12 protein-coding genes, 2 tRNA genes, 1 rRNA gene, 1 other RNA gene and 1 other annotated feature are annotated in these 14,218 nt (G+C 37.2%); of the genes, 15 read left to right on the forward strand and 1 reads right to left on the reverse strand.

The genetic code is table 11. The annotated features are described in order from the left end of the window. A 5S ribosomal RNA gene (gene rrf / locus BFG57_RS19670) occupies nt 1-83 on the forward strand; the annotation flags it as partial. A 73-nt stretch (nt 84-156) separates the two neighbouring features. Here the strand turns inward: rrf and BFG57_RS13575 are convergent. Then, nucleotides 157-1,107: a YaaC family protein gene (locus BFG57_RS13575; protein WP_069718039.1), complete on the reverse strand. Its 951-nt coding sequence runs from the start codon at nt 1,105-1,107 to the stop codon at nt 157-159. 135 nt (nt 1,108-1,242) lie between these two features. Between BFG57_RS13575 and guaB the strand changes: the two genes are divergently transcribed. The 14 genes from guaB to BFG57_RS13645 form a co-directional block, all read left to right on the forward strand. Continuing rightward, nucleotides 1,243-2,706: an IMP dehydrogenase gene (gene guaB, locus BFG57_RS13580; protein ID WP_069718040.1), complete on the forward strand. Its 1,464-nt coding sequence runs from the start codon at nt 1,243-1,245 to the stop codon at nt 2,704-2,706. A gap of 85 nt (nt 2,707-2,791) precedes the next feature. Then, entirely contained in the window at nt 2,792-4,153 is a 1,362-nt protein-coding gene (locus BFG57_RS13585; RefSeq protein WP_069718041.1) for a D-alanyl-D-alanine carboxypeptidase family protein, read from the forward strand. Between the two features lie 273 nt (nt 4,154-4,426). Beyond that, nucleotides 4,427-5,311: a pyridoxal 5'-phosphate synthase lyase subunit PdxS gene (pdxS, locus tag BFG57_RS13590; protein WP_069718042.1), complete on the forward strand. Its 885-nt coding sequence runs from the start codon at nt 4,427-4,429 to the stop codon at nt 5,309-5,311. Between the two features lie 21 nt (nt 5,312-5,332). Beyond that, entirely contained in the window at nt 5,333-5,911 is a 579-nt protein-coding gene (pdxT, locus tag BFG57_RS13595) for a pyridoxal 5'-phosphate synthase glutaminase subunit PdxT (protein WP_069718043.1), read from the forward strand. Between the two features lie 65 nt (nt 5,912-5,976). Continuing rightward, nucleotides 5,977-6,190: a binding site (T-box leader), on the forward strand. Between the two features lie 68 nt (nt 6,191-6,258). After that, nucleotides 6,259-7,542: a serine--tRNA ligase gene (gene serS, locus BFG57_RS13600; RefSeq protein ID WP_069718044.1), complete on the forward strand. Its 1,284-nt coding sequence runs from the start codon at nt 6,259-6,261 to the stop codon at nt 7,540-7,542. Nucleotides 7,543-7,681: 139 nt separating this feature from the next. Continuing rightward, nucleotides 7,682-7,774 (forward strand) — tRNA-Ser (locus BFG57_RS13605). Between the two features lie 107 nt (nt 7,775-7,881). Further along, nucleotides 7,882-7,955: transfer RNA gene (locus tag BFG57_RS13610), tRNA-Arg, on the forward strand. A gap of 526 nt (nt 7,956-8,481) precedes the next feature. After that, entirely contained in the window at nt 8,482-10,032 is a 1,551-nt protein-coding gene (locus BFG57_RS13615) for a glycosyl hydrolase family 18 protein (RefSeq protein ID WP_217627934.1), read from the forward strand. 154 nt (nt 10,033-10,186) lie between these two features. After that, the gene (gene tadA, locus BFG57_RS13620) at nt 10,187-10,672 is read left to right on the forward strand and encodes a tRNA adenosine(34) deaminase TadA (protein ID WP_069718045.1); all 486 of its coding nucleotides are present in this window, start codon (nt 10,187-10,189) and stop codon (nt 10,670-10,672) included. A gap of 86 nt (nt 10,673-10,758) precedes the next feature. Continuing rightward, nucleotides 10,759-11,024: signal recognition particle sRNA large type (gene ffs / locus BFG57_RS13625), an RNA gene on the forward strand. A gap of 326 nt (nt 11,025-11,350) precedes the next feature. Next, nucleotides 11,351-13,030 carry a DNA polymerase III subunit gamma/tau gene (dnaX, locus tag BFG57_RS13630; protein ID WP_069718046.1) on the forward strand — a complete coding sequence of 560 codons (1,680 nt, stop codon included), beginning with the start codon at nt 11,351-11,353 and terminating at the stop codon, nt 13,028-13,030. Nucleotides 13,031-13,058: 28 nt separating this feature from the next. Then, a complete protein-coding gene (locus BFG57_RS13635; protein ID WP_069718047.1) occupies nt 13,059-13,382 on the forward strand; it encodes a YbaB/EbfC family nucleoid-associated protein in 324 nt (107 codons plus the stop codon). A gap of 25 nt (nt 13,383-13,407) precedes the next feature. Continuing rightward, nucleotides 13,408-14,004, forward strand: coding sequence for a recombination mediator RecR (recR, locus tag BFG57_RS13640; RefSeq protein WP_069718048.1), 597 nt, complete (start codon nt 13,408-13,410; stop codon nt 14,002-14,004). A 31-nt stretch (nt 14,005-14,035) separates the two neighbouring features. Further along, a partial coding sequence (locus tag BFG57_RS13645) for a YaaL family protein (RefSeq protein ID WP_069718049.1) occupies nt 14,036-14,218 on the forward strand: 183 nt, incomplete at its 3' end.

Genomic DNA, 14,218 nt, shown 5'->3' on the forward strand with positions numbered 1-14,218 from the left:
CCCATACCGAACACGGAAGTTAAGCTCTTCAGCGCCGATGGTAGTTGGGGTGTTTCCCCTGTGAGAGTAGGACGTTGCCGGGCATAATATATAAAGAGCCGGTCTATTATTAGATCGGCTCTTTATATATTTATTAATAAAATAATAAGGTGAAGTTTAACGTTCAAAACTATTTAAGAACATGGAGACTAAATAAGGTATCTTTTGTTTAGTGAGTTTAAGGAAAGCAAGAATAAATGAGAAATCTTTATTGGAAAAATGGTGTTGTAAATCCTGCCACCATTCTGTTTCGTAACGGCAAATCATACTTAAATTATAGAGGATTAAATAATGAACCATGCATTCATGTAATGTGTTGAATAAGGGGCGCTTGTTAGGGATATAATACCTTCTTTCTGAAAAATGATATTGAAGAGGTGTACAAGTAATTGGAGTAATTGTTTCAGAAACATCTAGTTTTAACATATCATTTTCAACATTAAATTTCTCAATTTTAAAATATTCATTAATAAATCGAACGAAATGTTCAACGGTCATGTTTAAACTATCCATTACGTTTAAAGGTATAGTTAAAGAATTGTTGTTAAAGTCTACAGGTTGAGAGTGAGTTTTAGGTGTACTTTGATTAAACAGGTTAGAAAGCTCCGGGACCATTTGTAACAATAATCGCATTGATAACTTTTCACCTTCTAAATGTTTCACATGAAACATTGTATTCGAAAAATGTGTAAACAAGCCATTTTTCTGTACCTTTATTTCATCATCAAGAAATTGATAATTCTTCTTTTTTCTCTTTCGAGTTGTAACCCCATGAGCTAAAACTGCTGTACTTTCTGGATAATTTGGATCAACGAGTAATAAGCATGCTTTAATCAGTTGGATATACCCATAAAAAATAAGAATGGGTTGTATAGAAAATGGTGCATGATCTGCTGTTTTATAATAATTATAGCCATGTTCTAAATAATAAATGAATGTATAGCAATTTTCATAACTCTTTACTGAGGCATCTGAGAAACCTTGTATCTCATAACACTTATGTAAGTGTGATTGAACGTGTTCAGTTGAATAGTAATAATGAATCCAATTCCAAAGTTCAGCTGACATAAAATATATCCTCCAATGAAACAAATAAATTTTGAATGTTCTAATAAATTGATCGTTTCTTGACAGTAGTTTAACCAATTGTTAAGCTACTAATAATATTTTGAGAAAACTACAGGGAGAGAGGGTTAAATCTAAATGTGGAAAGATAAATTTGTAAAAGAAGGTTTGACGTTTGATGATGTGCTCTTAGTTCCACAAAAATCTGAAGTGTTGCCAGGAGATGTTTCAGTAAAAGCTGACTTATCAGAGACATTGAGGCTAAACATTCCTTTAATAAGTGCAGGAATGGATACGGTAACAGAATCAGATATGGCTATTGCCATGGCAAGACAAGGTGGATTAGGGATTATCCACAAGAATATGTCGATTGAACAACAAGCTGAACAAGTTGATAAAGTAAAACGCTCTGAGAGTGGTGTTATAACTGACCCTTTCTTTTTAACTCCAGAACATCAAGTATTTGATGCAGAACATCTAATGGGTAAATATCGTATCTCTGGTGTGCCAATTGTAAATAACATGGAAGAACAGATACTTGTTGGTATTATTACAAACCGTGATTTACGTTTTATCCAAGACTATTCGATTGAGATTAAAGATGTTATGACTAAAGAAGAGCTTGTAACAGCTCCTGTCGGAACAACTCTTAGTGATGCAGAGAAGATTCTACAAACATATAAAATTGAAAAACTTCCTTTAGTTGATAATAATGGTGTTCTAAAAGGACTTATTACGATTAAAGATATTGAAAAAGTAATTGAGTTTCCTCAGGCTGCCAAGGATGTTCATGGACGTTTACTTGCTGGAGCTGCAGTAGGTGTAACAGCAGATGCAATGAAGCGTGTAGACAAACTTGTAAAAGCTGGTGTTGATGTAATTGTACTGGATACTGCACATGGTCATTCTGCTGGTGTTTTAAATAAGGTCAGTGAAATCCGTAAAGCGTATCCTAAGTTAAATATTATTGCAGGTAATGTAGCTACTGCAGAAGGAACAAAGGCACTTATTGAAGCTGGTGCAAATATTGTCAAAGTAGGAATTGGACCTGGATCTATTTGTACAACACGTGTTGTTGCAGGAGTGGGGGTACCACAAATTACAGCTATCTATGATTGTGCAAATGAGGCACGTAAGCATGGAATTTCGATTATTGCAGATGGTGGTGTGAAGTATTCAGGAGATGTTGTAAAGGCATTAGCTGCTGGTGGGAATGCGGTCATGATGGGAAGCATCTTCGCTGGAACATCAGAAAGTCCTGGTGAAACAGAAATATATCAAGGACGTCGATTTAAAGTATATCGTGGAATGGGATCAGTCGGTGCTATGCAACAAGGTAGTAAAGACCGTTATTTCCAAGAAAATAATCAGAAATTTGTTCCAGAAGGCATTGAAGGTCGTGTTCCATATAAAGGCCCATTAGTTGATCTAATTTATCAACTTATTGGGGGAGTTCGTTCAGGAATGGGTTATTGTGGGGCGAAAGATTTAGTAACGCTTCGTGAAGAAAGTAAATTCATTCGAATGACAGGTGCAGGATTACGTGAAAGTCATGCACATGATGTACAAATCACGAAAGAAGCACCAAACTATTCTCTATAGACAGGGGGACTTTCCTCTGTCTATTTTTTTATATTAAGATGTGATAAAATTACGTTTGTACATAATAAGGTTGGAGGTTTAAGAATTGAATAATAAATGGAAGAAACTAGTCTCAAGCTATTTAGTCCTTGTACTTCTAATAGGGCTTGTTACTACAAGCGTTGGGAATAGAGTGCATGCAGCTGAACAATTTGATTTAAATGCAAAATCAGCTATCTTAATAGATGCAGAAACAGGAAAGATCCTATATGCATCGGAACCGGATCTAACACTTCCTCCGGCTAGTATGACAAAGATGATGTCTGAATACTTAGTGCTCGATGCAATTAAAAATAAAAAAGTTAAATGGGATGACCAAGTTCAAATTACTGATTATGTTTTTAGTATATCTCAAAATAAAGAGTTATCGAATGTCCCACTTCGTAAGGATGCTCAATATACTGTAAAGGAACTATATGAGGCAATGGCTATCTATTCAGCTAACGGTGCAACAATTGCATTGGCTGAACATATTGCAAGTTCTGAAACAAACTTTGTGAAGATGATGAATGACAAAGGCCAAGAGCTAGGATTGAAGAACTTTAAGTTTGTAAATTCAACTGGTTTAAACAACAGTGATTTAAATGGTAACCATCCTAAGGGAACTGGTGCAGATGAAGAAAATATGATGTCTGCACGTGCTACAGCTACACTAGCTTACAACTTAATTAATCAATACCCTGAAGTACTTGAAACAGCTAGTGTACCAACTAAGACATTTCGAGAAGGAACAAGTGATGCAATTAAGATGTTGAACTGGAACTGGATGTTGTCAGATATTCCAGGATACCTACAACAATATGCTTATGAAGGTTTAGATGGTCTAAAGACAGGTTCAACAGATTTAGCAGGTTATTGTTTTACTGCTACTGCTGAACGCAACGGTATGCGTTTAATCAGTGTTGTAATGGGCACAGACTCGATTACTAAACGTTTTGAAGAAACGAAGAAACTTTTGGATTATGGTTTCCAGAACTTTGAACATAAAGATATATTCCCTGCTGGGTATGAAACAAAAGGTAATAAAACACTTTCTGTACAAAAAGGAAAAGAAAAAACAGTTCAAATATCTTCTGAGGAACCTTTAACGATTACAATCAATCGTGGTGATGAGAAAAACTATGCACCAATAGTAAAATTTGATAAGTCTTTGTTAAATGATGAGAATGCACTTACAGCTCCTATTGAACAAGGACAAAAGGTTGGTTATCTCACTTATGAATATAAGGGAGAAGATGAATACGGTTATATTACAGAAGATATCGCACAAAAAGTAAATGTACCTATAGTTACGGAATCATCAGTAAACAAGGCAAATTGGTTCGTCTTAACTATGCGTGGTATCGGTGGTTTCTTTGCTGATATTTGGGCTAGTGTATCAGGCGCTATAAAAGGTTTGTTTTCTTAAATTAGTATTTCCCCTATTACAGTTGTGATAGGGGTTTCGTATTATCGCGGTTATTGTGTTAGAAATTGTAAAGTTAGAATGTATTGTTATGTATTGCTATCTATTACGAAACTTATTTTTCTTCCTGAAATAATAGGAATTTTCAGCATTTTGGGTTACAATAGTGGACGTATGTTAAGAAAATTTGAGTTAATAAAAAACTCTCATTGTCATTTGTAATCTTTTTCAGTAAAATTAGAAATTAATTGATTTGCATAATAGGAGGAATTGTCGATGTCTCAAACAGGTACTGATCGTGTAAAACGTGGAATGGCGGAAATGCAAAAAGGCGGCGTTATTATGGACGTTGTAAATGCAGAGCAAGCAAAAATTGCTGAAGAAGCTGGTGCTGTTGCAGTAATGGCACTTGAGCGTGTTCCAGCAGATATTCGTGCTGCAGGTGGGGTAGCTCGTATGGCTGACCCGACAATTGTTGAAGAAGTAATGAGCGCTGTATCAATTCCGGTTATGGCAAAAGCTCGTATTGGTCATATCGTTGAAGCGCGTGTTCTTGAAGCGCTTGGTGTTGACTATATTGATGAGAGTGAAGTATTAACACCTGCTGATGAGGTGTATCATATTAATAAGCGTGATTATACAGTTCCGTTTGTATGTGGTTGTCGTGATCTTGGTGAAGCAACACGTCGTATCGCTGAAGGTGCATCTATGCTTCGTACAAAAGGTGAACCAGGTACTGGGAACATTGTAGAGGCAGTACGCCATATGCGTGAAGTTCAAGGCCAAATACGCAAAGTTGCCGCAATGAGTGAAGATGAGTTAATGACATTTGCAAAAAATATTCAAGCACCATTTGAATTATTGCTACAAATTAAACGTGAAGGTCGTCTTCCTGTCGTTAACTTCGCAGCAGGTGGAGTTGCTACGCCAGCTGATGCAGCATTAATGATGCAGCTTGGAGCTGATGGTGTATTTGTAGGTTCTGGTATCTTCAAATCTGATAACCCTGAAAAATTTGCACGTGCAATCGTAGAAGCAACAACACATTACACAGATTATAAGCTTATCGGTGAGCTTTCTAAAGACCTTGGGACAGCAATGAAAGGGATTGAAATTTCCTCATTACAACCTGAACAACGTATGCAAGAGCGTGGTTGGTAAGCAAGTAAAGGAGTAATTACTATGGTGAAAGTTGGCGTATTAGCACTTCAAGGGGCAGTTCGAGAACATATTCGTGCACTAGAAGCATCTGGAGCAGAAGCTATAATTGTTAAACGGGTTGACCAATTAGAACAGTTAGATGGACTTATTATCCCAGGTGGAGAAAGTACAACTATGCGTCGTCTAATTGATAAGTATGACTTCTTAGAGCCGTTAAAGGAATTTGGGAAAAGTGGCAAGCCAATGTTTGGTACATGCGCTGGACTTATATTATTAGCAGGACGAATTAAAGATCGTGAAGATGCTCATCTTGGTCTAATCGATATGTATGTTGAGCGAAATGCGTTTGGAAGACAACGTGAGAGCTTTGAAGCAGAGTTGATGATTAAAGATGTTGCTGATGATTTTGATGCCGTATTTATTCGTGCACCTCTTGTGCTTGAAGTAGGTGAAGACGTTGAAGTGTTATCAAAGTTCGGTGAACGTATTGTCGCTGTAAGACAAGGTCCATACTTAGCGTGTTCATTCCATCCAGAATTAACGAATGATCACAGAGTTACCTCGTATTTTGTACGAATGGTTGAAGAGTCAAAGGCATAATTTGTATAACAGTATTGCCTTGTGGTCATAAATATAGTAAAGTAACTAATACATTTAACATATTTTTGAACGTGATGAAGGGAACTAGTAGCAATTATATCTGATATGCAGAGAGCTGGTGGTTGGTGCAAACCAGTACAGATGAATTGTGAATCCATCCCAGAGCAGAGTACTGAACCGTTTAGTAAGTATTCTCGGTGAACACCGTTATCGTTTCTTGAGTGGGGAGCAGTTTGCTTTCAACTAGGGTGGCAACGCGGGTTAGCTCTCGTCCCTTATTTATAAAGGGACGGGAGTTTTTTGTATGTAAAAGTGTATTTCAAAAAAAATTTTGGAGGATGGATATAATGTTAGATATTAAATATTTACGCGAGAATTTCGCAACTATTAATGAAAAGATGAAGTCTCGTGGTGAAGACTTAGGGGATTTGGGGAAATTTGAAGGATTAGATGAGAAGCGTCGTAAGTTAATTCAAGAAGCAGAACAATTGAAGCAAGAACGTAATGAAGTGTCTAAAGAGATTTCACAATTGAAGCGTCAGAAAAAAAATGCTGACGAGAAAATTTTACAAATGCGTCAAGTTGGAGATCGGATTAAAGAGTTAGATCAAGAGCTAAGAGAAGTTGAAGAAACGCTTGAATTATTGCTGCTATCTATTCCGAATGTTCCACACGAAAGTGTACCTGTTGGAGAAACTGAAGATGACAACGTTGAAGTACGTAAGTGGGGAGAAATACCCGAATTTGGATATGACGCGAAAGCACATTGGGATATTGCAACCGGGTTAAATATTCTTGATTTTGAACGTGCTAGTAAAGTGACAGGAAGTCGTTTTGTATTTTATAAAGGCTTAGGAGCACGCATGGAAAGAGCACTAATCAATTTTATGATGGATTATCATGAAGAGAACCATGATTATGAAGAGATGATTCCGCCTTTCATCGTTAATCGAGATAGTATGACTGGTACAGGTCAGTTACCAAAATTTGAAGAAGATGCGTTCAAAATTGAAGGTGAGGATTATTTCTTAATTCCAACAGCTGAAGTACCCGTAACGAACTATCACCGTGACGAAATTTTTGATAATGAAGAATTACCAAAAAGTTATGTAGCTTACAGTGCTTGCTTCAGATCAGAAGCAGGTTCTGCTGGTCGTGATACTCGTGGCTTAATACGTCAGCACCAATTTAATAAAATTGAGCTTGTGAAGTTTGTCAGACCAGAAGAGTCTTATGATGCCTTAGAGCAATTAACAGGTCACGCTGAAAAGATCTTGCAACTTCTCGAATTACCTTATCGAGTTATGAGTATGTGTACAGCAGATCTTGGATTTACTGCTGCTAAAAAATATGATATTGAAGTATGGATTCCTAGTTATGAAACTTACCGTGAGATTTCATCTTGTAGTAATTTCGAAAGTTACCAAGCAAATCGCGCTAATATTCGTTTCAGACGTGAACATGGTGCTAAACCTGAACGTGTGCATACGCTAAATGGATCTGCATTAGCAATTGGTCGAACAGTTTCTGCGATCTTAGAGAACTATCAACAAGAAGATGGAAGTGTAGTCATTCCAACCGTGTTACGTCCTTATATGGGTGGTAAAGAAGTTATTAAGCCGAAGGTTTAAGATACAAAGTAAGTATGTTCGTTTTGTTTTATTTTTTATAAAATCTGTATTAAGGGAGGAGCAGTTATTTCGCTGCTTCTTTCTCAAAAATGGTGTTGACAGAGAAAATGTGCTGTGCTATATTTAATCTTGTCGAAACGGAGGAATACCCAAGTCCGGCTGAAGGGATCGGTCTTGAAAACCGACAGGGGCTTCACGGCCCGCGGGGGTTCGAATCCCTCTTCCTCCGCCATTTACAATTATTGAATTATTTGACGCAAACATATTGGAGATTGTTAAAATTCGTTACTACTGTAACGAATTTTTATTTATATTTTTTACTATTTTTTATTTGGAAATGTCCCAATAGCTCAGCTGGATAGAGCAATCGCCTCCTAAGCGATAGGTCGGAGGTTCAAATCCTCTTTGGGACGCTTTTTTAACCTCTATGGAATAACCATAGAGGTTTTTTCTGTTTTATTACATATCAAATGGTGTGCCTCAAACAGAGCATTTCTTTCTTTTAATGTGCAAGTTTGTTTATGAAGGGAATTTTTCTTTTACTCTATCGTAGAATAGATGCCGAAAAATAAACAAGTGTTACAAATAATACTATTGAAAAATCATTATCAGTGATCTGACTTATCTAAATGCATTGTGTAAAAAATATTATTTTTTTGCACTAGGACACTCACCTATTGAATATAGTGGATTAGTTAGTAAGTAGGCTATTTCACTAATGATCATAGTAATCACGTGTTGATTGACAACAAACATATCAAGCTAACACTTAGTTATTTAGCTGAATTATATACGTGGAGGACTTGGTTATATCGTTGGAGTGAGTATCGTCAGTATTTACTTGTATTGTTTAACTATTCATTAGTGAGTGATGTATAAAAATAATCTATGGAACTTTCATGCTGTTTAGAGAAGTTATAATGTAAAGGAGAGGTTAATGTGAGTTCAAACCACATATTATATTTTGTACGACCTAATGATAGTTTGCAGACAATAGCAGAGATGTATCATACATCACCAGATTCAATTTGTGAAATGAATCATATGGACACATATAGGATCTATGTAAATCAGCCATTGTTCATTCCAATTCGAGGTATGAATGGTGGTGAGCGTTTTGAGCGTGCAGTGGAAACTTATCAAATAAAACAAGGTGATTCACTATTTCAAATTGCACGTGAGTATAATACAACTGTAGATAGTATTAAGCAGTTGAATAATTTGGAATCCAGTGCACTAACCGTCGGTCAAGAAATTATCATACCTCAGTATACAGAGGCTGTTCTAGCTGTACCTAGAGTTAATATTCGAACTGAGCCTTCATTTAATAGTGAGATAATCATAATGATGGATCAAGGAGCTCGGCTACCTGTAACAGGTACTAGAGGTGGGTGGTATCGAGTTCAACTCTATAACGGTCAACCAGGTTGGGTTAATAAAAGTGTAACTAATTTAGTCGCGCATGATGGAAGTAAGCCAATTCTTTCAACTCTAGGTTATTATACGTTACAGGAAGGTCCTGCCTTGCCAGGATCCTATCAATCATTTGTCAATAATACCGAGGGATTAAGTCAATTAGGTTTATTTCTATTTCAAATTTCATTAGAGAACCCGACTATGATTGATAAGTTTGGTGAATTTGCGGATAATGAAATTGTGGTATTGAAAGAGCTTGCACACCGTAATAATATTAAGGCGTTAGCAGTCGTTCATAATCTTTTATATGAAAGTGGAGGACAGGAAACATCTAAACAAGTCGTGGAGACTATGCTATCTACACCGGAAAATCGAACAGCATTTGTAAATTCTCTTGTAGAATTAGTTGAACGTTATGGATTAGATGGTGTTGATCTTGATATTGAGGATGTTTATGAGAAAGACAGAGATCGATTAGCGTTGTTATATGAGGAAATTGGAGAAGTATTTAGAGAAAAAGGATATTTCTTTTCAACTGCAATTCCATCTAAGACTGGTCCTGATGATCCGAGTGAATTTGCTAAACCGTTTGATTATGAACGAATTGGAAATGCAGCAGATCAAGTTGTTATCATGCTTTATAATGAACATGGTTGGCCTGGTAGTGGTCCAGGGCCAGTAGTATCTTACGGACGAATGAAAGAAGTATTAACGTATGCAAGTTCAGTTATGCCAAAAGAGAAAATTTTAGCAGCCGTTTCTGTATTTGGATTTGACTTTAATTTAACAACGGGCAAGAATCAATATGTGACTTACCAAGGTGCAATAGACCTTGCGAATAAATATAATAGTGAAATTATATTTGATGAGGAAACGAAAACACCAATGTTCTCTTATACTGATGAAGAAGGTAATGCACATGAAGTTTGGTTTGAAGATAGCAGAAGTATTCTTGCTAAAGCTGAACTAGCAGATGAACTAGGAGTGAAGGGGTTAGCGTTATGGAGACTCGGAATGGAAGACCCTGCAATCTGGAATGTTCTAAATGAGAATGTTGTTGTGAAAAAATCTTAATTTTTATTAACTGTAATCACATGATATTAAGTAACGTATTACGGGAGATGAAATTTAATAATAAACTGATTAGTGAAATAAGCCACCAGCGGGGGACGAAGCATACCGTTGGTGGATGTTTCATTTTATTGAGATGAAAAAAGGTGTGAAAAGAATGGGAACGAAAACAGATGAAGAATGGATGAGAGAAGCAATTCAAGAAGCGAAAAAAGCAGAAGATATTGCAGAAGTGCCAATCGGAGCAGTTATTGTTAAGGATGGACAAGTCATAGGACGTGCTCATAATTTAAGAGAAACTGAACAACGATCAATAGCTCACGCAGAATTGTTAGCGATAGATGAAGCGTGTCGAAAATTAGGAACATGGCGTCTTGAAGGAACGACTTTATATGTGACACTAGAGCCGTGTTCGATGTGTGCAGGTGCAATTGTTCTTTCACGAGTTGAGCGAGTTGTGTATGGTGCTAGTGATCCGAAAGGTGGATGTGCTGGAACGTTAATGAATTTATTACAGGAGGATCGATTTAATCATCAGTCAGAAGTAATTAGTGGTGTGCTTGAACAAGAGTGTGGACAGATGTTGACTGAATTTTTTCGTCAGTTAAGAGAGAAAAGGAAACAAAACAAATTATTCCCTTAGTAGGTTTGTTGCATTTTTCATCTATTCGCGTTATACTAACTTATGCACCACATTATTGGTGCAACTGAATATTGGTATCAACTTTGCCGTGCTAGGTGGGGAATTAGCGGTGCCCTGTACCCGCAATCCGCTATAGCGGGACTGAATCCCTTCCTGAGGTAGATTTGCTTTAAGGTCTGACTTAAGTAAGTGGTGTTGACGCTTGGGTCCTGCGCAACAGGAACCCGTGAACCCTGTCAGGTCCGGAAGGAAGCAGCAGTAAGCGGACACTTCTGTGTGCCGCGGGGTTGCCTGAGCCGAGCTAACTGCTTAAGTAACGCTTAGGGCAGTCTTATCGACGGAAGGTGCACGGCGTTATATACATAAATTAAACTCACCCACATTAAAGTGGCGTGAGTTTTTTTACACATTTAGATTGTTTAAAAGCTAAGTGAAATTTATTTATTTACGAGATAAACGGTCGTTATTAATAAAATAATGATAGTATCTGTCTTCAAGAACTATACGATTGAGGTTATACAGAAAGTTCTCATGAAAGTATGCATATCTAGTTTTAGTAATATGCAACAATTGTTAGGACGGGATAACAATTAAATGTTATGCTGTAAGAAGTTTTGGTAAGCGAAAAAAGAATCAGTTATAATGAAGAGAGAACCGTGAGGCACAGGAGGAAAAATAATGGCATATCAGGCATTGTACCGCGTTTGGCGTCCACAAGCTTTCAGAGATGTTGTTGGCCAAGAACATATTTCAAAGACATTACAGAACGCGTTAGTACAAGAGAAATTCTCACATGCTTATTTGTTTTCAGGACCACGTGGTACTGGGAAAACAAGTGCGGCTAAGATACTTGCTAAAGCAGTAAACTGTGAACAAGCGCCTGTAGCTGAACCGTGTAATGAATGTCCTTCCTGTTTGGGTATTACCAATGGTTCGATATCAGATGTAATTGAAATTGATGCCGCATCAAATAATGGTGTTGATGAAATTCGTGATATTCGTGATAAGGTGAAATATGCACCTAGTGCAGTGCGTTATAAGGTCTATATTATTGACGAAGTACATATGCTTTCAATTGGGGCGTTTAACGCATTGCTGAAGACTTTGGAGGAACCACCAAAGCATGTTCTCTTTGTGTTAGCAACGACAGAACCACATAAGATCCCGCCAACCATTGTGTCTAGATGTCAACGCTTTGATTTCAGGCGTGTTCCACTCGATGCGATGGTGAAAAGGATGCGTATCATTGCTGATGAACAAAAGATTAACGTTGCCGATGATGCACTAGCTTTGATTGCAAAGTCTGCAGAGGGCGGTATGCGTGATGCACTTAGTTTGTTTGATCAATCAATTTCATTTAGTGGTGAAGTTGTTAGCACAGATGATGTATTGGCAATTACTGGTGCCGTATCCCAACAGTTTTTGAATCGGTTAGCGAAGTCGTTAATAGAAAAAGATGTAGCAGCCGGTTTGAGTACGATTGATGAGTTGAATAAGCAAGGAAAAGAACCAATCCGTTTTTTAGAAGACTTAATTATTTATTTCAGAGATATGTTACTTGTTAAAACTGCACCTCAACTTGAAGAAGTATTGGAACGGGTTGCAGTTGATGAAGTATTTCAGCATTTAGCGGAAAATGTTTCGATTACTTGGATTTATGAAGTAATTGAGCAATTAAACCAAGCACAACAAGAAATGAAATACACAAGTCATCCGAAAGTATTCTTAGAAATTGCGATTGTGAAGTTATGCCAACGATATTCAACTACTGCGGTTGAGGAAGAGGGGCAATTAGGGGAGTTACAACAAACGATTCACCAGCTTCAAACCGAGCTTAGAGTTATGAAAGAGCAAGGTGTAAATTCTCAGGTTGAGCAGGATTCTCCCCCATCACGTTCTAGTAAGGCGAAAAAACCTTCAAATAGAGGATTTCAAGCACCGGTTAAGCAAATTAGAGAAATGTTGAAATCTGCTTCGAAAAAGAAAGCACAGTGGTTAGCTGGACATTGGGGGGCAATGAAGGAGCAGTTGAAGAAAAAAGATATTGGTGCACAAGCTATGTTACTTGATAGTGAACCTGTTGCTGCATCAGATCATGCATTTGTACTTGCGTTTAAACATGGTTTTCATTGTGAAATGGCAAGCACATCTAAAAAAGGAATAATTGAACAAGTGATTGAAGAGACGGTTGGGAAGCCATTAATGATGTTGGCAGTCACGTATTCAGAATGGGAGAAAATTAAAGCTGAATTTGTGAATGATCAAAAAAATAGTGGAGATGCTCTAGTAGAAGAAGACCCAGTCATTTCTGAGGCAAAAAAGTTATTTGGAGAAGAAATTCTTGAAATTAAAGAGTAATACATATTATTAGAGGAGGTTTTTATTTATGCGTGGCGGAATGGGAAATATGGGTAACATGATGAAACAAATGCAAAAAATGCAAAAGAAAATGCAAAAGGCTCAAGAGGAATTGATGGAGATGTCTTTCATTGGGACAGCTGGAGGCGGAATGGTTAAAGTTACTGCTAGTGGTTCCAAAGAAATTGTGGATGTTGAAATTTCAGAAGAAGTTGTCGATCCAGATGATGTAGAGATGTTACAAGATCTTGTTATCGCAGCAACTAATGAAGCATTGAAGCAAGTAGAAGATAAAACTAATGAGACAATGGGGCAATTTACTAAAGGAATGAATATGCCTGGTATGTTTTAATTGAAGTTATGTAGGGGGCATTTGCATGTACTATCCTGAACCGATTTCAAAACTAATTGATAGTTTTATGAAATTGCCGGGTATCGGACCCAAAACAGCTAGCCGTCTAGCTTTTTATGTGTTAGAAATGAAAGAAGAAGATGTGTTGGAATTTGGTAAGGCATTAGTTAATGCAAAACGGCAACTTTCAGATTGTTCTATTTGTCATCATATTACTGATCGAGATCCATGCTCAATTTGTGATGATAGTCATCGGGATCAGTCTATGATATGTGTAGTTCAAGATTCAAAAGATGTAATAGCAATGGAAAAAATGAAAGAGTATACAGGGCTTTACCATGTGTTACATGGAGCAATTTCTCCTATGGATGGTGTAGGACCTGAAGATATAAGAGTTCCTGATTTGTTAAAGCGTCTTCACGATGAAACGGTTCAAGAATTGATTTTGGCAACCGATCCAACTATAGAAGGCGAAGCAACTGCTATGTATATTTCGCGACTTGTAAAACCTACAGGTATTAAGACGACACGAATTGCTCATGGTTTACCTGTTGGAGGAGACTTGGAGTATGCAGATGAAGTTACGTTATCGAAGGCACTTGAAGGTCGTCGTGAGTTATAGGTGAAGTGTAGGAAGAAGAGGAAGTGAATTCTTGCTTTTTTTAAAAAAGAAAAAGTCAGCCAGAGAACGAAATGTCGAACGACTTCTACTATTATTAGAGAAAGCAAAAACAGAATGGATCAATATTAGGGACTTGTATGAAAAAAGTGTTGATCCGTCTGATGAGCTTCGTTATGAGTTACAATTAGCAAAATCAATTCTTGAACCGTTTCAT

The sequence above is a fragment of the Bacillus solimangrovi genome (assembly GCF_001742425.1).
Taxonomy (GTDB): domain Bacteria; phylum Bacillota; class Bacilli; order Bacillales; family Bacillaceae_N; genus Bacillus_AV; species Bacillus_AV solimangrovi.

What these genes read in the sequence shown, in the direction of transcription:
- pdxT (WP_069718043.1), top strand. Translation starts at nt 5,333, where the DNA reads ATGGTGAAAGTTGGCGTATTAGCACTTCAAGGGGCAGTTCGAGAACAT.
- tadA (WP_069718045.1), top strand. Translation starts at nt 10,187, where the DNA reads ATGGGAACGAAAACAGATGAAGAATGGATGAGAGAAGCAATTCAAGAA.
- pdxS (WP_069718042.1), top strand. Translation starts at nt 4,427, where the DNA reads ATGTCTCAAACAGGTACTGATCGTGTAAAACGTGGAATGGCGGAAATG.
- guaB (WP_069718040.1), top strand. Translation starts at nt 1,243, where the DNA reads ATGTGGAAAGATAAATTTGTAAAAGAAGGTTTGACGTTTGATGATGTG.
- recR (WP_069718048.1), top strand. Translation starts at nt 13,408, where the DNA reads ATGTACTATCCTGAACCGATTTCAAAACTAATTGATAGTTTTATGAAA.
- dnaX (WP_069718046.1), top strand. Translation starts at nt 11,351, where the DNA reads ATGGCATATCAGGCATTGTACCGCGTTTGGCGTCCACAAGCTTTCAGA.
- serS (WP_069718044.1), top strand. Translation starts at nt 6,259, where the DNA reads ATGTTAGATATTAAATATTTACGCGAGAATTTCGCAACTATTAATGAA.
- BFG57_RS13575 (WP_069718039.1), bottom strand. Translation starts at nt 1,107, where the DNA reads ATGTCAGCTGAACTTTGGAATTGGATTCATTATTACTATTCAACTGAA.
- BFG57_RS13635 (WP_069718047.1), top strand. Translation starts at nt 13,059, where the DNA reads ATGCGTGGCGGAATGGGAAATATGGGTAACATGATGAAACAAATGCAA.